Source organism: Streptococcus devriesei DSM 19639, assembly GCF_000423725.1.
Lineage (GTDB): Bacteria > Bacillota > Bacilli > Lactobacillales > Streptococcaceae > Streptococcus > Streptococcus devriesei.
This window is the reverse complement of record NZ_AUIN01000012.1, coordinates 84,523-106,203: the sequence shown is the minus strand read 5'-3', so window position 1 is coordinate 106,203 and position 21,681 is coordinate 84,523. Positions and strand designations below refer to the sequence as shown.

20 protein-coding genes are annotated in these 21,681 nt (G+C 41.6%); all 20 read left to right on the top strand.

What is annotated here, in order from left to right:
• Positions 1 to 98 precede the first annotated feature (98 nt).
• Complete coding sequence (locus G573_RS0101970; protein ID WP_027975148.1) at positions 99 to 1,391, top strand: adenylosuccinate synthase; 1,293 nt, start codon at positions 99 to 101, stop codon at positions 1,389 to 1,391.
• Positions 1,392 to 1,687: 296 nt separating this feature from the next.
• A complete protein-coding gene (locus G573_RS0101965) occupies positions 1,688 to 3,625 on the top strand; it encodes a BglG family transcription antiterminator (protein WP_027975147.1) in 1,938 nt (645 codons plus the stop codon).
• A gap of 35 nt (positions 3,626 to 3,660) precedes the next feature.
• Positions 3,661 to 4,134, top strand: coding sequence for a PTS sugar transporter subunit IIA (locus G573_RS0101960; RefSeq protein WP_027975146.1), 474 nt, complete (start codon positions 3,661 to 3,663; stop codon positions 4,132 to 4,134).
• A gap of 13 nt (positions 4,135 to 4,147) precedes the next feature.
• On the top strand, positions 4,148 to 4,447 hold the full coding sequence (locus G573_RS0101955; protein WP_027975145.1) for a PTS sugar transporter subunit IIB: 300 nt from the start codon (positions 4,148 to 4,150) through the stop codon (positions 4,445 to 4,447).
• A gap of 37 nt (positions 4,448 to 4,484) precedes the next feature.
• On the top strand, positions 4,485 to 5,753 hold the full coding sequence (locus tag G573_RS0101950) for a PTS galactitol transporter subunit IIC (protein ID WP_027975144.1): 1,269 nt from the start codon (positions 4,485 to 4,487) through the stop codon (positions 5,751 to 5,753).
• Positions 5,754 to 5,785: 32 nt separating this feature from the next.
• Positions 5,786 to 6,853: a zinc-binding dehydrogenase gene (locus G573_RS0101945; RefSeq protein WP_027975143.1), complete on the top strand. Its 1,068-nt coding sequence runs from the start codon at positions 5,786 to 5,788 to the stop codon at positions 6,851 to 6,853.
• Positions 6,854 to 7,018: 165 nt separating this feature from the next.
• A complete protein-coding gene (locus G573_RS0101940; protein ID WP_027975142.1) occupies positions 7,019 to 9,382 on the top strand; it encodes a phosphoketolase family protein in 2,364 nt (787 codons plus the stop codon).
• A 375-nt stretch (positions 9,383 to 9,757) separates the two neighbouring features.
• The gene (locus G573_RS0101935; RefSeq protein WP_027975141.1) at positions 9,758 to 11,215 is read left to right on the top strand and encodes a PTS ascorbate transporter subunit IIC; all 1,458 of its coding nucleotides are present in this window, start codon (positions 9,758 to 9,760) and stop codon (positions 11,213 to 11,215) included.
• A 65-nt stretch (positions 11,216 to 11,280) separates the two neighbouring features.
• Positions 11,281 to 11,559, top strand: a complete 279-nt coding sequence (locus G573_RS0101930; RefSeq protein WP_027975140.1) for a PTS sugar transporter subunit IIB — start codon at positions 11,281 to 11,283, stop codon at positions 11,557 to 11,559.
• An 87-nt stretch (positions 11,560 to 11,646) separates the two neighbouring features.
• Positions 11,647 to 12,132: a PTS sugar transporter subunit IIA gene (locus G573_RS0101925; RefSeq protein WP_027975139.1), complete on the top strand. Its 486-nt coding sequence runs from the start codon at positions 11,647 to 11,649 to the stop codon at positions 12,130 to 12,132.
• Between the two features lie 38 nt (positions 12,133 to 12,170).
• Positions 12,171 to 12,836, top strand: a complete 666-nt coding sequence (locus G573_RS0101920) for a 3-keto-L-gulonate-6-phosphate decarboxylase UlaD (protein ID WP_027975138.1) — start codon at positions 12,171 to 12,173, stop codon at positions 12,834 to 12,836.
• 3 nt (positions 12,837 to 12,839) lie between these two features.
• On the top strand, positions 12,840 to 13,703 hold the full coding sequence (locus G573_RS0101915) for an L-ribulose-5-phosphate 3-epimerase (RefSeq protein WP_027975137.1): 864 nt from the start codon (positions 12,840 to 12,842) through the stop codon (positions 13,701 to 13,703).
• Complete coding sequence (locus G573_RS0101910) at positions 13,704 to 14,414, top strand: L-ribulose-5-phosphate 4-epimerase (RefSeq protein WP_027975136.1); 711 nt, start codon at positions 13,704 to 13,706, stop codon at positions 14,412 to 14,414. It begins immediately after the preceding gene.
• 225 nt (positions 14,415 to 14,639) lie between these two features.
• Positions 14,640 to 14,894: a hypothetical protein gene (locus G573_RS0101905; RefSeq protein ID WP_027975135.1), complete on the top strand. Its 255-nt coding sequence runs from the start codon at positions 14,640 to 14,642 to the stop codon at positions 14,892 to 14,894.
• Positions 14,895 to 14,987: 93 nt separating this feature from the next.
• Entirely contained in the window at positions 14,988 to 15,197 is a 210-nt protein-coding gene (locus tag G573_RS0101900; protein ID WP_027975134.1) for a Blp family class II bacteriocin, read from the top strand.
• A gap of 23 nt (positions 15,198 to 15,220) precedes the next feature.
• Positions 15,221 to 15,631 (top strand): hypothetical protein, encoded by a 411-nt coding sequence (locus G573_RS0101895; RefSeq protein WP_003089710.1) that lies wholly within the window; start codon positions 15,221 to 15,223, stop codon positions 15,629 to 15,631.
• A 1,074-nt stretch (positions 15,632 to 16,705) separates the two neighbouring features.
• Positions 16,706 to 16,954, top strand: coding sequence for a hypothetical protein (locus tag G573_RS0101880; protein ID WP_245543126.1), 249 nt, complete (start codon positions 16,706 to 16,708; stop codon positions 16,952 to 16,954).
• A gap of 242 nt (positions 16,955 to 17,196) precedes the next feature.
• The gene (locus G573_RS10825; RefSeq protein ID WP_037586696.1) at positions 17,197 to 17,376 is read left to right on the top strand and encodes a hypothetical protein; all 180 of its coding nucleotides are present in this window, start codon (positions 17,197 to 17,199) and stop codon (positions 17,374 to 17,376) included.
• Positions 17,377 to 18,050: 674 nt separating this feature from the next.
• Positions 18,051 to 20,336 (top strand): peptide cleavage/export ABC transporter, encoded by a 2,286-nt coding sequence (locus G573_RS0101860; RefSeq protein WP_027975131.1) that lies wholly within the window; start codon positions 18,051 to 18,053, stop codon positions 20,334 to 20,336.
• Between the two features lie 14 nt (positions 20,337 to 20,350).
• A complete protein-coding gene (locus G573_RS0101855; protein ID WP_027975130.1) occupies positions 20,351 to 21,295 on the top strand; it encodes an HlyD family efflux transporter periplasmic adaptor subunit in 945 nt (314 codons plus the stop codon).
• The last annotated feature ends 386 nt before the right edge of the window (positions 21,296 to 21,681 follow it).

The window sequence follows — 21,681 nt, the reverse complement described above, 5'->3', positions numbered from 1 at the left end:
ATGTCTGAGGAGTGCCGGAGCTTAGGCAATCTGCTTTTTAGGGGTTATAGTTTTTAAGAAAGGATGAGGACTCTCTTTGTCAGAGTTCGTATCAGCATATGACATCAGTAGTAGTAGTTGGAACCCAGTGGGGAGATGAAGGCAAGGGGAAAATCACCGATTTTCTGTCAGCAGATGCCGAAGTAATTGCACGCTATCAAGGCGGTGACAATGCCGGTCATACGATTGTTATCGACGGTAAGAAATTTAAACTGCACTTGATTCCGTCAGGAATTTTCTTCCCGGAAAAAATTTCAGTTATCGGCAACGGTGTAGTAGTCAATCCTAAATCTTTGGTTAAGGAGCTGACTTATTTGCACGAAGAAGGCATTACGACAGACAGTCTGCGCATTTCTGACCGCGCTCATATCATCCTGCCTTATCATATCAAACTTGATCAGCTGCAGGAAACCGCTAAGGGAGACAACAAAATCGGAACGACCAATAAAGGAATCGGACCGGCTTATATGGACAAAGCAGCGCGTGTGGGCATTCGGATTGCTGATTTACTGGATAAAGATATTTTTGCAGAGCGCCTGCGTACTAATTTAGAAGAGAAAAACCGTCTTTTTAGCAGAATGTATGAATGTGAAGAAATCGCTTTTGAAGAGATCTTCGAAGAATATTATGCCTACGGTCAGGAAATCAAACAATATGTGACGGATACTTCCGTTATCTTAAATGATGCGCTTGATAAGGGCAAACGTGTTCTTTTTGAGGGTGCACAAGGGGTCATGCTGGATATTGATCAAGGAACCTATCCTTTCGTGACATCTTCTAATCCGGTTGCTGGCGGTGTGACCATCGGATCAGGTGTTGGTCCAAGTAAAATCAACAAGGTTGTCGGTGTCTGCAAGGCCTACACCAGCCGTGTCGGTGACGGGCCTTTTCCTACCGAACTCTTTGATGAAGTTGGAGAGCGCATCCGTGAAATTGGTCATGAATATGGAACAACGACAGGCCGTCCGCGCCGGGTAGGCTGGTTTGACTCAGTTGTTATGCGCCACAGCCGCCGTGTATCAGGCATTACCAATCTCAGTCTCAACTGTATTGATGTTCTCTCAGGGCTTGAGACAGTTAAAATCTGTGTCGCTTATGATTTGGACGGTCAGCGTATTGACCACTATCCAGCCAGCCTTGAGCAGCTCAAGCGCTGCAAGCCAATTTACGAGGAGCTGCCGGGTTGGTCTGAAGATATTACGGGGGTTCGCAGCCTTGAAGAGCTGCCGGAGAATGCCCGCAACTATGTTCGCCGCGTCAGTGAACTTGTCGGGGTTCGCATTTCGACATTTTCTGTCGGACCGGACCGCGATCAAACCAATATTTTAGAAAGTGTCTGGGCTAATATTTAGCAAGGACGGTTAACTGCATCAGTTTAACAAGAACAGAAGGCAAAATGACTTTTTGCTTTCTGTTCTTTTTTTGTCTGCTTTTTTTGAAAATAATACTTGCAGAAAATAGATTTAATGAATTAGAAAATATTACGTTATTAATTTAATTAAATATTTATGAGAAAATTGAGGGGGTTTGCATTAAAGCGATAATAGCGGCATTAGCAGCGCTTCCACATTAATGGAGAAGTAACTTGGCTTTGTTTTGTAAACGCAAACATTTATAATGAAACATATCAAAGAAAGGGGAATGACGTGTGAATTACAGACAGATAAGTATTTTACGAGATTTACTGTTAGTCGATGATTTTATCGCTGGCAAAACACTGGCTAATAAGTACTCCGTCTCGACAAAAACCATCTACTCAGACCTGTCTTTCTTAAACAAAGAGATAGAAGAACTGTCTAATAAAATCGAAAAAATTCCTCGGCGCGGCATACGTTTAGCCGTTAATGCCAATGAAAAAAAGCGTTTGGCAGATTTGTTAAATCATTTTCAGGCTGAGGAAATTAAGGACATTTCCAGAGAATATCTGCTGCTGAAATCTCTGTTCTTTGATCAAAAGGAGATTGACATTATTGATTGGTCTGTTCAGTATTTTGTTAGTGAAACATCCGTAAGAAGGGATATTGATAAACTAGAAAATAAATTTACAGGTTATAAGATTCACATGGAGCGCCATAACGGCAAGTACAGCATTGTCGGGCAGGAGCAGGAAATAAGAAAGTTTCTTAGAAACTATTTAATAACAGAATTCCATTTGGGACTGCATACGGTGACACACAACAGCCAGTTTGTCTATTTCTTCCCCAAAGAAGAAATAGAACGGGTTATTTCCATTGTAAATCACTATGCATCGACCTATCATTTCATACTGAGTGAGCAGTACAGCATTTATTTGATTGTTGATTTGCTGGTTGCAAAGATGCGCTATTTAAATGGCAATACAATCATATCAAATGATATGGTTCATTTCATTGAAGATCTTTCTTACTACGAAGTCTACACCTTTGCCGGTGATCTATTCAGGGAATTTGTCGGGCTTAAAGACAAGCCCATGCCGCTCTTGGAGATTATTAATCTATCTTACACCTTATTGTCCGTTGGTTATGAAACCAATGATTTGATTGTTGGAGATCAGATTAATAATATTATCAAAAATCTGATTGAGCGCGTCAGCCAATTGCTCAGTATTGATTTGAGCGGCGACAGACACCTTTTTAAGATGCTGATCAGTCACGTGCAGCCCATGATCTTTCGTCTGAAAAACAGAATCATGGTCAACAGTGACATCACAGAAGAAATCAAAAAGAAGTACAGTGTTCTCTACAATATTGTTTGGCTGTCCTGCCGTGAGTTGTCGGACGCCTTCTCAATTGATATGACAGACGGGGAAATGGCCTTTTTGACAGTGCATTTTGAAATAGCTATTGAAAAGCTGGCTAAACCTTTGATGATTTATGTGGTCTGTCCTCAGGGCTTAGCAACAACTGAGCTGATTATGACATCGTTATCGCATGTTATCTCCAACTTTGACCATCTGATAAAAATTGATGCCAGTGAATTAACACCGGACAAAATAAAACAGGCGGATATGATTATCAGTTCTATTTCACTGTCGGATATGGACGTGGATGAATCCAAGGTTATTTTTATCAGCCCGGTTCTGACTGATGCTGATTTGGAGAATTTGCAAAATCAGTATTTACAGCTCCAAAAAGGGAACAGGCGCGTCTTATCCGTCATCGAAAATAAAGAGGCTTATACGAAATCGCTGGTTCATAAACTGATTGGCAAAAATGTCTTTTTGAAAGTTGACCAAAAGACGGTTAATGATTGCATCAACTTTTTAGTTGAAAAATCGAGCGTTCAGAATCGCCAGAATCCCTTGTACCGTAAGTCGATATTGATCCGTGAGGAGTTAGGGAGCACCAGTGTTTATACCGGGATAGCTCTTCCGCACGCCCTGCCGGTCGCTGTGAGCGAGTCACAATTGGTGATGATGACATTGAAAAAGCCTATTCGCTGGGGAAGTAACATGGTTAAAGTGATTATGTTAATTTCGATGTCTCAGGAAGATGAGTTTTTTTACAAGGACGCCTTAATCAGCATCTATTCTAAAATTGACAGTTCAGAATACATTGATAAACTGTGGTGCTCGCCGACTGTCAGTGACTTTATAGAGTTATTGTAAAAAAACAGCTAATAATAACGGAGGAGGTTAGCATAATGGCTGAAAAAATGAAACTTGAAGATTATATAAGACCAGAACTTATTTTTGTTAATGAAAATTTTAAGTCAAGCAGTGATATGTTTGAAACAATCTATAAAAAAGCTTTTGATTTAGGTTATGTTCATGACACTTTTCTTGACAAAATCATAGAACGGGAAAAGAATTTTCCAACAGGACTGCAGCTTGAAAAAATGGGTGTTGCCATCCCTCATACAGATGCTGAGTGCATCAAACAAGAGTTTGTCGCGATTGTCACCACTCAGCCGATTTCTTTTGTCAGTATGGAAGATTTTAATCAATCGGTGGCAGCTGAGATCGCTTTCGTTTTAGGCTTGAAAGAGCCCCATGCCCAGCTTGAAATGCTTCAGTCATTGATGGGCTTATTGCAGAATGCAGAATTATTGACGCAAATGAGAAATGCGCAGTCTGCAGATGACATTATAACTATTGTAAAAACAAATAACATTTAAAGGAGACGTCATTATGTCACAAGTTAAAGTATTGGTAGCCTGCGGAGCAGGCATAGCAACTTCTACCGTTGTTATGAAAAAAATTGAAGATTTGTTTGCACACAACAATATCGATGCGCAAATCACACAGATTAAAATCGCCGAAGCTGCGTCTAAGCAAGATTCAAACGATTTATTGATTACGACAACCATGCTGCCGACAGAGTATAGGATCCCTGCAATTAAAGCCATGGCTTTCTTAACAGGAATCGGACAGGACAAGGTTGAGGCTCAGATTTTGGAAGAAGTGGCTAAGATACAGGCTAATAAATAATTTGAAGTACCTAATTATCATTTAAAAGGAGACGGTTATGGATACATTAACAACTGTTGTTCAAGGGATTTTGAATATGGGATCAAGCGTTGTGCTTCCGATAATCATTTTTACTTTGGCAGTCATTTTTCGAGTTCCGGTACGAAATGCGATCACTTCAGGGCTAACTGTAGGGATTGGTATGTTAGGGATTAGCCTGGTATTAGGACTCTTATCCGACAATGTTGGTCCTGCAGCGCAGGCCATGGTTGAAAGGTTTGGTTTGGAGCTTACCGTTGTGGATGCCGGCTGGCCGGCAGTTTCGGCGGCAACATGGGCTCAGCCGATTGCAGCGGTGATGATACCGGTTATCTTGATTGTTAACTTAATCATGCTGGCCTTCAATTGGACAAAGACACTCAATATTGATATTTGGAATTATTGGCACATGAGTGCTGCCGCAGCAACTGGCTACATTGTCACTAAAAGCTTCTTCTGGGGCATTGTCTGCGGGATTGGCTACACGATTATTGTTCAAATCATTGCCGATAAAACAGCTCCTTATGTTCAAGAATACTATGGACTTGAAGGGGTTTCGATATCAACAGGTTCTGCTCAAGGCTATGCGATTCTAGGTATTCCAATTGCCTGGGCTGTCAGCAAAATTCCCGGTATCGGCAAACTCGATGTTGAGCCTGAAACCATTCAAAAACGCTTCGGTATCTTTGGTGAACCAATGATCATGGGGATTATTATCGGCGGAGCGCTTGCTATCTTGGGTGGCTATGATATCACGAAAATTCTTCAAACAGCTATGGCCATGGGTGCCGTTATGTTTATTCTGCCGCGGATGGTTAAGATCCTCATGGAAGGACTTATCCCAATTCAGGAAGCTGCTCAGTCAATGCTGCAAAAACGCTACGCTGATCGCGAAATCTTCTTGGGAATGGATGCAGCCCTTGCAACAGGTTCTCCAGCAGCACTGTCAACAGGTCTGTTGATGGTTCCAATTACCCTGCTTATTGCTGTTTTGCTGCCAGGCAACCGCGTACTGCCTTTTGCCGACTTAGCAACGATTCCTTTCTTCGCTGCCTTGGTTGTACCAACTCGAAAAGGAAATATCCTGCACTCTGTTATTGCTTTGACGGTTGTTATTACCTTTGCTCTGTGGATGGCAACTGACTTTGCCCCTGTAATGACTAAGATGGCAGAAGGGGTTGTCAAATTCCCTAAAGGAGCATCACAAATTTCTAATTTTGACACAGGGGGAAATCTCCTTAACTGGATTTTCTTAAAACTCTCAGAATTAGTTAAATCAGTATTCTAATGTAGATCATTAATAGTATGGAGGTCATTTAAATGAATATTCCTAAGAAAATGCAAGCTGTAGTAAAATCAGCCCCCGGTTTTGATAACATGTCTCTGGAAGAAATCGATGTTCCAGAGGTCAAAGGGGACCGTGTATTGATGAAAGTAGCCTACACAGGTATTTGCGGGACCGATATTCATACCTACAAAGGCGAATATAAAAACGCTGTCACTCCCCTAGTGCTGGGACATGAATTTTCCGGACAGGTTGTGGCTGTCGGCGAAGACGTTACCAAGGTCAAAGTGGGTGACCGCGTTACCAGTGAAACAACTTTTGATACCTGCGGCGAGTGTGTTTACTGCAAAGAAAAACAATACAACCTATGTGAAAAACGCTCCGGAATTGGAACCAAAGCTTTCGGCAGCATGGCTAATTATGTTCTGACACGCGAAGAAAGCGTGCATATTCTTCCGGATAATGTCAGTTATAAATTGGCAGCTATGTCAGAACCTCTGGCTTCTTGTGTACACGCCATGTATCAGCTGACACCGCTTGATTTTCATGATACCGTTTTGATTATCGGTCCCGGACCTATGGGTTTACTGTCCCTGCAGATTGCCAAGGAAATCGGAGCCTTTACCATTGTTTCGGGGGTTACTAAGGATGCAGACCGGCTGAAAATTGCTAAAGAGTTAGGCGCAGATATTGTTGTCAACACACAAGAAGAAGACTTAGCTAAGATTGTAGCAGATGTCACCAATGGCGTGGGAGTAGATAAAGTCTATGACTGCTCAGGTGCTATTCCTGCTGTCAATGCTGCCCTTCCTCTGATTCGTAAGGGCGGTGTGCTGCAGCAAGTAGGACTTTTTGCAAAAGATATGAATGAACTTGATGAAAGAACGATCATTCAGCATGAAATCACTTACCAAGGCTCACGTTCACAAAATCCATACGACTGGCCAATTGCTATTCATTTGGAAAGCAAGGGCGCTATCAATGAAGACAAAATGGTGACTGCTGTTTTTGACTTGGAACATTGGCGTGATGCCTTTGAAGCAATGATGGCCGGTAAAGAGCTGAAAGTTCTCATTGCTTCTAATCCCGGAGAATTAGACTAAGGTAAAAAAAGAGTCTGGAAATAGAGTTACAGTTGGCTGATCTCATCTTTGAGCTATCCTTAGATTGTGAAGATGAGACACCTTCTTCCTCTTAAATGACTGACTCCCAGACTCTTTTTCTGCAAATGTATATGTTCATAAAATCACAAGGAGAGAATAAGAAATATGAATTTTGAATCAGATGACTATTTGAAAAAAGTAGATGCGTGGTGGCGTGCAGCCAATTACCTATCAGCAGCTCAGATGTATTTGAAGGATAATTCTCTTTTAAAAAGAGAACTTGTTCAAAATGACCTCAAAGTCCATCCTATCGGACACTGGGGCACTGTTCCGGGGCAAAACTTTATCTATGCTCATTTAAATCGGGCAATTAATAAGTATGATTTAGACATGTTTTATATTGAAGGGCCTGGACACGGCGGACAGGTGATGGTGTCTAATTCCTATTTGGACGGCAGTTACACTGAATTAAACCCTGAGATTACTCAAACAGAGGAAGGCTTTACCAAGCTCTGTAAAATCTTCTCCTTCCCAGGCGGCATTGCTTCGCACGCGGCTCCTGAAACACCGGGCTCTATCCATGAAGGCGGTGAATTGGGTTACGCCATGTCACATGCGACCGGTGCGGTACTGGATAATCCGGATGTCATCGCTGCGACGGTTATCGGAGACGGCGAAGCCGAAACAGGTCCTTTAATGGCCGGCTGGCTGTCAAATACCTTTATCAATCCTGTTAATGACGGTGCTGTTCTGCCGATCCTCTATCTCAATGGCGGAAAAATCCACAACCCAACCATTCTTTCCCGCCGTACAGATGAAGAACTGCAGCAATTCTTCCAAGGCTTGGGCTGGGATCCGATTTTTGTTGAAGTTAAGGAACCTACTCTAAAATCTCATCAGGTTATGGCAGCAAAACTTGATGAAGCTATTGAAAAGATTAAAGCTATTCAAACTCAAGCCCGCAAAAATCCGGCGGAAGAGGCAGCTATGCCGGCATGGCCAGTGCTTGTTGCTCGTATTCCTAAGGGTTGGACAGGTCCTAAAGAATGGGAAGGAACACCTATCGAAGGGGGCTTCCGTGCGCACCAAGTTCCTATTCCGGTTGACGCTCACCATATGGAACATGTTGATGCTCTTTTGAAGTGGCTGAAATCTTACCGGCCTGAAGAGCTGTTTGATGAAGCGGGACGGTTGGTTCCTGAGATTGCCGCTATTTCACCAAAAGGTGACCGGCGGATGTCAACCAACCCAATCACCAATGCAGGTGTCCTTAAGCCAATGAATACGGCTGACTGGAAAAAATTTGCCATTGACACCGCAAAACCGGGTGCTGTAGTTGCTCAGGACATGATTGAATTTGGGAAGTATGCAGCTGATTTGGTTGAAGCAAATCCTGATAATTTCCGTATTTTCGGTCCTGACGAATCAAAATCCAATCGCCTGAATGAAGTCTTCAAAAAGACCAACCGGCAATGGCTGGCTCGCCGGGATGACAGCTATGATGAATGGCTCAGCCCAGCTGGCCGTGTGATTGATTCACAGCTGTCAGAACATCAGGCAGAAGGATTCTTGGAAGGCTATGTTTTAACAGGACGCCATGGTTTCTTTGCATCATACGAATCCTTCCTGCGTGTGGTAGACACGATGATTACTCAGCATTTCAAATGGCTGCGTAAATCCAAAACGCATACGACCTGGCGTAAAAATTATCCATCCTTGAATTTAATTTCAACCTCAACTGTCTTCCAGCAAGATCATAATGGCTATACCCACCAAGATCCGGGCATTCTGACTCATTTATCAGAAAAAACGCCTGAATTTATCCGTGAATATCTGCCGGCAGATACCAACTCTTTACTGGCCGTGATGGATAAGGCTTTAAAAACCGAAGATAAGATCAACTTGATTGTAACTTCTAAGCACCCTCGTCCGCAGTTCTATTCTGTCCAAGAGGCACAAGAGCTGGTTGAAAAAGGCTACAAGGTGATTGACTGGGCTTCTACCGATAAGGGTCAGGAACCGGATGTGGTCTTTGCGGCTGCAGGAACGGAGCCAAACTTAGAAGCCTTGGCAGCTATCAGCATTTTGCACAAAGCATTTCCAGATCTGAAAATTCGTTTTGTCAATGTTGTTGATATCCTGAAGCTGCGTCATCCTAGCGTAGATGCAAGAGGCTTGAGCGATGAAGAATTCGATGCCGTCTTTACAGCAGATAAGCCTGTTATCTTTGCCTTCCATGCTTATGAAGGAATGATTAGAGATATCTTCTTCACCCGCCACAACCATAATCTTCATGTCCACGGTTACCGTGAAAATGGAGATATCACCACGCCGTTTGATATGCGGGTCTTATCTGAATTAGACCGCTTCCACTTAGCTCAGGATGCTGCTGTAGCTTGCTTGGGAGATGGGGCTGCTGCCTTCGCCCAAACGATGGATGAGAAAGTTTCTTATCACAGACAGTATATCCGGGAGCATGGTGATGACATTCCGGAAGTGAATCAGTGGCAGTGGGAAAAGTTGGACTGATGACTGCCGCTTACTAAGACGCTGATACGATTTGCTGAAAAACTCCGCTTTCTTTAAAAAGCGGAGTTTTTTGAATGCTTTTAGACGAAGAGTAGGCAGAACATATCTTTTTATAGAAAGAGATAGGTTTTTTCAGAGCTTGATAGAGGATTTTTATATCCGCTATCAGGCTCTTTTTTTATTGCTAAAATATTTATTTTTCAAAGCAGCATATAACTGCCTAGGTTCCAGAAGACTCCTTTTGATGACGTCATAAAATCTTTCAGCCCAATTTTGAACACTCGCATGTGTGATTATTGGTCTTGTTGTTAGCGTTTTCAGCAATTATAATAAAGCTATAAAACGTAACAAACTTTTTAGAAAAGAGGAAAAACAATGAACATTCTTTTAGATGTCCTTAACTGGTTCTCGCAAAATATTTTGCAAAAACCGGCCTTCTTCGTTGGTTTGCTGGTGCTTATCGGCTACCTGCTTTTGAAGAAGCCTTTACATGATGTTTTTGCAGGATTTGTCAAAGCGACAGTTGGTTATATGATTCTGGATGTGGCCGCTGCTGGTCTGGTAACCACTTTCCGCCCTATTTTGGCAGCTCTTAATTACAAGTTTAATATCGGTGCGGCGGTTATTGACCCTTACTTTGGGCTGACAGCAGCCAATGAAAAAATTGCTCAGGAATTTCCTCAATTTGTCGGTACGGCAACATCAGCCCTCTTGATTGGCTTTTTCTTTAACATTCTTCTTGTTGCTCTTCGTAAAGTAACAAAGATTCGCACTCTGTTCATCACAGGACACATCATGGTGCAGCAGGCTGCAACCGTTACCTTGATGGTTATTCTATTGATTCCGGCTTTCCGCAATCAATTTTGGGGAACCTTAGCGGTGGGTATTATCTGCGGTCTCTACTGGGCGGTCAGCTCTAATATGACAGTTGAACCAACTCAGCGTCTGACCGGCGGAGGCGGTTTTGCTATCGGGCACCAACAGCAATTTGCTATTTGGTTCGCTGATAAATTTGCGCCAAAACTCGGTAAAAAAGAAGAAAATCTGGATAACCTCAAACTCCCGGCTTTTCTCAACATTTTCCACGATACAGTCGTTGCCTCAGCAACCTTGATGCTGGTTTTCTTCGGTGCTATTCTGGCGGTCTTAGGTCCGGAAATTATGGCCAATCCTAAGGTCATCACAACAGGAACCCTGTTTGATCCGACGAAACAGTCTTACTTTATGTATGTTATCCAAACAGCCTTCACCTTCTCCGTTTATCTCTTCATTTTGATGCAGGGTGTACGTATGTTCGTTGGTGAGCTGACCAATGCCTTCCAAGGGATTTCTAACAAACTTCTGCCCGGTTCATTTCCGGCGGTTGATGTGGCAGCATCCTATGGCTTTGGTTCGCCAAGTGCAGTGCTCTTTGGTTTTGCAACTGGTCTCATCGGACAGCTGATTACCATTGTTCTGCTCATTGTCTTTAAAAATCCAGTCTTGATTATTACAGGATTCGTTCCGGTCTTCTTTGATAATGCGGCTATTGCGGTTTATGCGGATAAGCGCGGCGGCTGGAAAGCAGCTGTGATTCTATCCTTCATATCAGGTGTGCTCCAAGTTGTTCTGGGTGCAGTAGCAGTTGCTCTTCTTGGTCTTGCTAACTTTGGCGGTTACCATGGTAATATTGACTTTGAAATTCCATGGGTACCATTTGCCTATCTCTTCAAGTATGCCGGTTCTATTGGTTACGCGCTTGTGGCTCTCTTCTTGCTGGCTATTCCGCAAATTCAGTTTGCCAGAGCAAAAGACAAGGAGGCTTACTATCGCGGAGATGTCCAAGGACAATAGCATCTTAATCACATTTAAACAGAATTAATATTATCATAAGCAAAAATTTTAGAGGAGGAATTATCATGGTTAAAGTTCTTACAGCATGCGGCAATGGCATGGGATCATCTATGGTTATCAAGATGAAAGTTGAAAATGCTCTTCGGCAGTTAGGCGTGACGGATATCGAGTCAGCTTCCTGCTCAGTCGGCGAAGCTAAAGGGTTAGCTGCAAATTATGATATTGTTGTGGCTTCAAACCACTTGATTCATGAATTGGACGGACGGACAAACGGTCATCTGGTAGGTCTTGACAATTTAATGGACGATAATGAAATTAAAACAAAATTACAAGCAATTTTGTAATGATCTAAGGTAAGAGGGTGTTTTCAAAATTTGGAAACACCTTCCACTTTAAAAAAGATAAAGAATTTTGGTAAGAGAGGTTTTTTGATGAACTTAACAAAATCATTTAAAGAAAATAACTCCATTCGACTGGGGCTGTCAGCGAAAACGTGGGAAGAAGCTGTAAAATTATCTGTTCAGCCCTTGATCGACAGCGGTGCAGTCACAGAAAAATATTATGACAATATTATTGCTTCTACAGAGGAGCATGGTCCTTACTATGTCCTCATGCCAGGGATGGCTATGCCCCATGCAATGGCTGGTGAAGGAGTCAATCGTGACGCTTTTTCACTCATTACTTTGACAGAACCAGTGACATTTTCAGATGGGAAAGAAGTGTCGGTGCTGCTGTGCCTAGCTGCTACTAGTCCCGCTATTCATACGTCTGTAGCCATTCCGCAGATTATTGCCCTCTTTGAACTGGAAAATTCAATCCAGCGCCTGCTGGACTGTAAAACACCGGAAGACGTGCTGGCTATGGTTAATGAATCCAAAAGCAGTCCTTATCTTGAAGGCTTGGATTTAGATTCTTAAAACAGCCTCTTTGTATCTTTAATGAAAGGAAGATAAATATGACCAAACAATTACCAAATTTACAAGTTGCTCTTGACCATTCTGATCTGCAGGGTGCTGTTACAGCAGCTGTTTCGGTGGGACAGGAAGTGGATGTTATTGAAGCAGGGACTGTCTGTCTGCTCCAAGTCGGCAGCGAACTGGTAGAAGTACTTCGCAGCCTTTTTCCTGACAAAATCATTGTTGCTGATACCAAATGCGCCGATGCCGGCGGAACGGTGGCAAAAAACAATGCTGTTCGCGGGGCTGACTGGATGACCTGTATCTGCTGTGCCACCATTCCAACCATGGAAGCAGCCCGCAAAGCTATCGAAGAAGTCCGCGGAGACCGCGGTGAAATTCAGATTGAACTTTATGGCGATTGGACTTATGAGCAAGCGCAGCAATGGCTGGATGCTGGAATTTCGCAAGCCATTTACCACCAATCGCGCGACGCCCTTCTTGCCGGTGAAACGTGGGGAGAAAAAGACCTTAATAAGGTTAAAAAACTGATCGACATGGGCTTTCGTGTATCTGTTACAGGCGGCCTCAGCGTCGATACCTTAAAACTCTTTGAAGGAGTGGATGTCTTTACCTTTATCGCCGGCCGCGGTATCACCGAAGCACCGGATCCGGCAGCCGCTGCACGTGCTTTCAAGGATGAAATTAAACGAATTTGGGGGTAGATTATGACACGTCCAATCGGTATTTACGAAAAAGCAACTCCCAAGCATTTCACTTGGCTGGAGCGGCTCAATTTTGCCAAGGAATTAGGCTTTGACTTTGTAGAGTTATCCATTGATGAAAGCGATGAACGTTTAGCGCGTCTCGATTGGTCGAAAGAAGAGCGTTTAGACTTAGTTAAAGCTATTTTTGAAACGGGTGTGCGGGTGCCAACCATTACCTTCAGCGGCCACCGCCGCTTCCCGATGGGGTCCAATAATCCTGACAAGGAAGCGCGTGCTATGGACATGATGAAGAAGTGCATCATCTTTGCTCAAGACATCGGCATTCGTAATATTCAGCTGGCAGGCTATGATGTCTACTACGAAGAAAAATCGCCTGAAACCAGAGCTCGCTTCATTAAAAACCTGCGTCAGGCCTGCACCTGGGCAGAAGAAGCTCAGGTCATTCTTTCCATTGAAATCATGGACGATCCCTTCATCAATTCGATCGAAAAATATCTAGCCATTGAAAAAGAGATTGATTCTCCTTACCTTTTTGTCTATCCAGATACGGGTAATGTTTCAGCCTGGGGAAATGATCTCTGGAGTGAATTTTATATGGGGCATCAATCCATCGCAGCCCTTCACCTAAAAGACACTTATGCTGTTACGGAAACTTCAAAAGGCCAATTCCGTGATGTGCCGTTTGGGCAAGGCTGTGTTGACTGGGCAGCCATGTTTGAGGTGTTAAAGAAAACAAACTACAACGGCCCGTTTCTGATTGAAATGTGGTCAGAAAACTGTGAGACCGTTGAAGAAACACGGGCAGCTATCAAGGAAGCGCAGGATTTCCTTTATCCACTAATAGAGAAAGCGGGGTTACGATAAATGTTAGTACCAGAATTAAGAAAACGTGTTTACGATGCTAATATGGAGCTACCAGTTCATGGTTTGGTAAAATTTACCTGGGGCAATGTCTCGGCCATTGACCGCGAGCAAGGCTATATTGCTATCAAACCATCAGGTGTTGCTTACGACAAGCTCTCTCCTGAAAACATGGTCGTGACTGACCTTGACGGAAATATCGTTGAAGGCGATCTCAACCCATCGTCTGATCTGCCAACCCATGTTGAGCTTTATAAGGCATGGCCTGAAATCGGTGGCATTGTCCACACTCACTCAACCGAAGGAGTAGCCTGGGCTCAGGCCGGCCGTGATATTCCTTGTTACGGAACGACTCATGCAGATACTTTTTATGGTCCGATTCCTTGTGCCAGAGCGCTGACAGCCGAGGAAATTAACGGAGAATATGAAAAAGAAACCGGCAAGGTTATCATTGAGGAATTCGCTAAGCGCAGTCTGGAGCCTTTAGCCGTTTCAGGTGTGACAGTGCGCAACCACGGCCCATTTTCTTGGGGCAAGGATGAAAAATCAGCTGTTTACAATGCCGTTGTTTTGGAAGAAGCCGCTCGTATGGCTCGCTATACCGAAGCAATCAATCCTGAAGTTGAAGAAGTGCCGCAGGCATTGAAAGACAAACACTATCTGCGCAAACATGGGAAAAACGCCTACTATGGGCAAAAGGGAGATAGCCACTAACAAATCTTTGTAAGAAAAAATTCAGAAGTCTGAAACAGTATGTTTCAGGCTCTTTTATTGAGGATGAGTAGAACTGTAAAAGTATTAAAGAAACGCTATGATTTATCAGAAATTTTATGCATTTCTTTCGTTTTATTACCATGACTGTTAAAATTCTGGAATATTATTGTGTGTGTCGTTTTAAAATGTTAAAATGGCAGCAATATTTAGAAAAGGAGAAGTTTTATGAATGTAGTCACTTTAGATTCAATGGCATTTGATCATTTTGAGGTAGTAGATAGGAGTTCGCTTTCTGAAATTGAAGGAGGAAACTTTGGGGAAGGTATGCTCGGCGCTGCTACTACATTTGGGTGTGCTGGAGGATGTGCTGAAGGAATTGCAGCGGTAGCTGCGGGGACAGCCACTGTTGCAACTCCTATTGGTTGGGGAGCATTAGCTATCGGCGCTGCAGCTTATACTGTTTATGCTTTTACTCATTGATTGACTGGACTAATTAATATAACCCTTACATAATAATCTTGATAAAACATACAAAGGAGAAAAATTATTATGAACACAACAACATTAGACACAATGGCATTCGAGAATTTTGATGAAGTAGATATGAATCATCTTGCTAGTATTGAGGGAGGATTCGATATAAAAGGGGTTGCTGGTTCTTATCTTGCCATGGGAACTGCCATTCTCGGGGGACTATCGTGTACTACTCCTGTTGGTGCTGCGTTCTATCTAGGTGCTGAAGTCTGTGCAGGTGCTGCAGCCGTTTACTATGGCGCTAATTAATAATTGGGATGGGATACATTAATATGATAATAAAAGATGAAAAAACACGAAGGCTAATGACTTTGCTTTCTTGGCTTTTGCTTGCTACAAGTCTTGCCTTGATCGAATGGTCAAATTCAAAAATCATAGCAACAATAATATTTATTCTTATTACAGCCATGGCTCTTTTCAGCTTTTTTTCTATAAAGAAAGCCGAAGAAAAAAATAATGAGAGAGATCAAAAAGCAAATGATTCAATCGCTAATACACGGGAGAATCAAACACGAAAGATAATTTATTTGCTTTCTTGGTTTGTACTTGCGACAGTCACTGCTGTCATTATATGGCGCTATTCAAAAATTATAGCAGCCTTGGTATTTATTCTTATTACAGCCATGGCTCTTTTCAGCTTTTTTTCTATAAAGAAAGCCGAAATGAAAAATAATAAAGATTAATAAATTAATAGTTATCAGAAGTTTTACACTTGCTTTTCGCTTTATTCCCATCAACGTTAAAAATCAGAAATATTATTGCACCTGTCATTTTAAAGTGCTAAAATGACAGCAATATTTAGAAAAGAAGAAGTTTTATGAATGCAGTCACTTTAAACTCCATGGCATTTGATCATTTTGAAACAGTAGTAGAAGATTACCTTGCTGGAGTTGAAGGCGAAGGACTTCTTGGCGCCGTTGCCTATGGACTTTGTCAAGGAGCTGTGGGTGGCATTTCTGGTTTTGGAGCTGGCCTCGGGGCAAGGCATTGCATTGGCGCGAGTTTCTCCGCCTATGGCAGCAGAAGCAGCCCCTTGGCTAATTGGAGTTGGGACTATTGCAGGTGCTGTGGGTGGATTGGTACAGGGATCCGCTGAAGGTTGGAAAAACGGATGGTAATAACATGTGGAGTATTTTAAGTCGTCTTTTTATGATTAGCTGCATAGTATGTCCGTTAATCGCTGCTTATGGCAAAGGTACAATCATTAGGCTGATTTCTTTTGGGGTCTTTGTATTAGAGTGTATTGCAATAACATTTTATGGTTTATATTTGTTATTTTTTTAACAAGAACTGATTGTAAGTTAAATGTCACTCTAGTATAACTGTTTACGAAATTCTGGATGATTCTCATGATTGATAATTGATGTCCGATGGGAACGATAGGTGATAATATGCAGAATGTCAATTTTTACTTAACCATGTTCATTTTTCTAGTACTGCCGCTAATTGCTGCGGCTAGTAAGAGCAAAGCTGTTAAATTATTATGTTTCGGACTTTTTATGTCATTTTGCATAGCCCAATTTATTGTTATGCTCTCTTCGTTTTTTTAATGAATTAAAAAGTCAATTAGTTTAACTAATCTGCCATTTGGCGTTTTTTAAAAAAGCTAAATGGCATTAATAAAATAATAATCGTCAGAAAATTTTATTATTTTTTGCGATTTATTACTATCTGTGTTAAAAAACAGAAATTTTATTGCATCTGAAAAATTGAAGTATTATAATGGCGATATTAGCAGGTAAAAAAAGACTAATTTGATGAATTCATTAGCATTTGACAATTTTGAAGCACCCGGAGAAGATTATCTTGCTGGAGTTGAAGGTGAAGGGCTGGATGCTGTAATTGGTCTAGGCATCACTGAAGGGATTGCCAGAGTTGCTACAGGGTTTAATGTGGAAAGTAAAGGTCTGTTAATTCCTGGTCTTGGTGAACTGACGACTGGTGGTATGATTATTGGAGGAACCGTTGGCCTTATCCATGGGGTTATCACGGGATGGAATATGTGATAAGTAGAGTAGGTGATATAATGAAGTTTGGCGGTAATATTATTTTGTTTTTTACGCTGGCTCTAGTGATTTGCTCGACCGCATCGGTTATCGCCTCTTCCAGCAGCAGTCAAAGCGTTAGGCATATCTGCACTGCAATTGTAATTCTTGTGCAGTTTTTATTGTTAGCTTATATTGGTTTTTCTTATTTAAAAAACAAAAATAAGTAAGGTCACATGATTTTTAAGGAGGTGTACAGTTTAATGATGATTAAAGTCATGCTGAAAAAAGCTTTGCTGCCGCTTTTTGTGGGGCTGGCCTTGATTGCTGTATATACTCCTATCAGAACTGTGCAGTATATTGCTGTAGGATTAATGGTGTTAGAAAGTCTTTCTTTCATTGTAGTGGATGGGAGAAGGCTACTTAAAGCTATCAAACATTGAAATCATTCTGTTAGCTGGTCTTGGTAGTGTAGGAGGAGCCGCAGGAGGATTTGTTGCAGGAGCAGCTGTAAATACTTGATAAATAGAATAGTTAAGGAGGTGTACAGTGTTATCACCTAAGCTTTCTCGTTTCGTTTTGGCAAGTTACCTTATTATATTGCTTATACCTTTGCTGTTTCCGCATGTAAAAAATATTAATCTGATTGCGTTTTCTATAATTATGTTAGAAAATTTACTAGTAATAGCTCTTTATTTAAAAGATAAATATTTTTCCTAAGTTTAGTAGATTATTTCCGCTTTCTCGTGATCTGATTTCTTTTTTACTATTAAAGGTCAGGTCCTTTTTTGTATAAGGTACTGTGTTTAGAAAAAGCGATTAATAGTTTTTACCGTTTTATGTATTGAATCAATAATCACTCCTATTATTTGCTGAATCAGTACATTTTAAGGATTACAATGACGAATAGTCAAGTGAATAGAAAATGCAGAATTTTTAGCAGAATGTTTGACTGTACTGAAACTTGGAAGCTGCTCGTCTGTTCGGCTTAGCAGAGGATCCAGTAAATATCATATGAATTATAGCTGGTAATTTAGTTTCCTGAGTTCTCCTTTGAACAGGGTCGGATTATTTTTCTAAAAAAAGCTAGTTTAAATTTATTTTAGAGAGACATCTTATGAAACAAACAACTTTTTACATCATTTTAATTATCGTTTTGGTGGTTGTGGTTAACATTCTTTTAGAGGTAATCAAGCGATTTTTGAGGCCGGGAGCGCCTGTTCAGGCACGGCCGGAAGGTACTTCTCGTCTTTTCTGGCGCAGACATTATAAGATGGTGCCTCAGATTGATACCAGAGACTGCGGTCCGGCTGCTTTGGCTTCTGTGGCTAAGCATTATGGTTCGGATTACTCTATTGCCCATCTGCGGGAGCTGTCAAAGACAGATAAGCAGGGGACAACGGCCCTTGGTATCGTTGAAGCTGCTAAAAAGATAGGCTTTGAGACGCGTTCAATCAAAGCAGATATGACACTTTTTGATTATGATGATCTGACCTATCCTTTTATTGTTCATGTAATCAAAGGAAAGCGCCTGCAGCATTATTATGTAATCTATGCTAATGAAAAGAACAGTCTTATTATTGGCGATCCGGACCCTTCGGTCAAGGTGACAAGAATGAGCAAGGAACAGTTCCAATCAGAATGGACAGGAGTTGCTATTTTTCTGGCGCCTCAGCCCAGCTATAAACCGCACAAAGAGCGTAAGAACGGCTTGGCCAGCTTTTTCCCGCTGATCTTTAAGCAAAAAGCGCTGATGACTTATATCATTCTGGCCAGCTTAATTGTAACCTTGATTGATATTGTCGGTTCTTACTATCTTCAAGGTATATTGGATGAATATATTCCCGATCAGCTGATCTCGACCTTAGGCATCATTACTATTGGTTTGATAATTACCTATATTATCCAGCAGATGATGGCCTTTGCCAAGGAATATCTTTTAGCAGTTCTGAGTCTGCGCTTGGTGATTGATGTCATCTTGTCTTATATCAAGCATATTTTTACCCTGCCTATGTCTTTCTTTGCGACAAGACGTACCGGGGAGATTACATCTCGCTTTACTGATGCGAATCAAATTATTAATGCGGTAGCTTCCACTATCTTTTCTATCTTTTTAGACTTGACTATGGTGATTTTGGTCGGCGGTGTCTTGCTGCTGCAAAACAGCAACCTTTTCCTCTTGACGCTGCTGTCAATTCCAATTTACGCTGTCATCATCTTTTCTTTCTTAAGACCTTTTGAAAAGATGAATCATGAGATGATGGAAAGCAATGCTGTAGTCAGCTCTTCTATCATTGAAGATATCAATGGTATGGAGACTATTAAATCACTTACCAGTGAAGATGCCCGCTACCAAAGCGTTGACAGTGAATTTGTTGATTATCTGGAGAAAAGCTTTAAGCTGAATAAATACACTGCCATTCAAAATGCCCTCAAAACAGGTGCTAAGCTTATTCTGAACGTTGTTATTCTCTGGTACGGTTCGCGGCTGGTTATGGATAATAAAATTTCTGTCGGTCAGCTTATTACCTTCAATGCCTTATTGTCCTACTTTTCAAATCCTATTGAAAATATTATCAGTCTGCAGACCAAGCTTCAGTCCGCCCGTGTTGCCAACACACGTCTGAATGAGGTTTACTTGGTTGAATCTGAATTTGAAAATGGGGGAGAACTGTCAGATAGGAGCTTCTTAGATGGTGACATCAGCTTTGAAAATCTCTTCTACAAATATGGTTTTGGGCGTGATACTCTGTCAAATATCAATTTAACCATCAAAAAGGGAGATAAGGTCAGTATTGTCGGCCCCAGCGGTTCCGGTAAGACGACTCTGGCTAAGATGCTTGTCAATTTTTATGAACCCAACAGAGGTATTGTCCGTATCAACGGCAATGACTTAAAGGTGCTTGATAAGACAGCCCTGCGCCAGCATATTAACTATCTGCCTCAGCAAGCCTATGTGTTCAGTGGTTCCATTATGGATAATTTGACACTGGGAGCCAAAGAAGGAACAACTCAGGAAGAAATCATTCGTGCCTGTGAGATGGCTGAAATCCGCTCAGATATTGAGCAAATGCCGCTGGGCTATCAGACAGAATTATCAGATGCTGCGGGTGTTTCCGGCGGTCAAAAGCAGCGTATTGCCCTGGCCAGAGCACTCTTAACCAAGTCACCGGTTTTAATCCTTGATGAGGCGACCAGCAGTCTGGATATTCTGACCGAAAAGAAAATTGTTGATAATCTTTTGCAGATGACGGATAAAACCATTATCTTTGTTGCTCACCGCTTGAGTATTTCCCAACGGACTAACAATGTTATCGTCATGGATCAGGGACGGGTAGTTGAGCAGGGAACACCTGAGAGCCTTTTGGCTGCTAAGGGTCTCTATTATGAGCTGTTTCATTGAAAGTGAGGAATAAGATGGATCCTAAATTTTTACAAAGTGCAGAATTTTATAGGAGGCGCTATCATAATTTTGCGACCCTCTTGATTGTTCCTTTGGTCTGCTTGATTATCTTTATAATAGTCTTTCTTTGTTTTGCCAAAAGGGAAATTACCGTTACATCTACAGGTGAAGTGGCTCCGACAAGAGTGGTATCGGTTATTCAGTCCTACAGTGACACATCTATTATTAAAAATAATCTGGATAATAATGCCAGTGTGAAAAAGGGCGACCTGCTGATTGAGTATTCAGAAAATGCCAACTCCAAACGGCAGGCTGAACAAAGGAAGATTGTAGAAGAACGGCAAAAACGAGCAGAAGAAGCAAAGAAAAAAGATAAGAAGACAGATAAAAAAGATACTGATAAAAAAAGCAAAAAGAAGTCTGAAAACAAAGATTCTAAAAAGACTGACAAAAATCAAGATAATAAAGACAGCAAAAATAAGAAAAACGAAAAGAAAGATTCCGGTGATACACCTGAACAAAAGAAAATTGCTATCTTTGCTGCAGACGACGGAATCATCCATGTCAATCCCAAGTATGAAGGGGCAAATCTCATTCCTAAGTGGGCCGAAATCGGTCAGCTCTATCCTGATATCCGAAAGACCAAGAAAGTTTTGATTACCTATTATGTCACTTCTGATGATGTCGTTTCTATGAAGAAGGGGCAAAAGACCCGGCTTTCTTTGGAAAGAAAGGGAAACGATAAGGTTACTCTTGAAGGTAAAATTAATAATGTTGCCTTATCAGCTACCAGAACTAAAGACGGCAATCTCTTTAAGGTAACAGCCAAAGTGACTGTTTCTAAAAAAGACAGTAAGCTTGTTAAATACGGTATGACTGGCAAAACCGTTACAGTAACGGATAAAAAGACCTACTTTAACTACTTCAAAGATAAACTGCTGCATAAGCTTGAAAATTAAGCTTGCTTCTTTGAAATACTTGGCCTGTCAGCAGGCTTTCTGTGATAGGCTGATTCACTGTCTGTTGGGCTTATAACAAGCTGACTCATTGTAAAATAGTAAAAGCCTGCTTTTCCTATAAGGAGAACAGGTTTTTTGCATGATTAATTTATAGCATGCGGCCTAATAACAGCTGGAGCAACATCCGGTCAGTTAAAGAAATGAGCTTGGCTCTTTTAAAAGTATGTTATAATGAAGCTAATATAGTATTTTAATTTGTTTTTCATGATTTTGCCGGTGCTGCTTGGAAATGGCTCTTTTGAGCAACCAAAGATTCCTGAATCCAGCTTTCCGTCTTTATCAGAATGAACTGTCAATTTGTGCATTTGCTTTGCACTGCAAAGCTG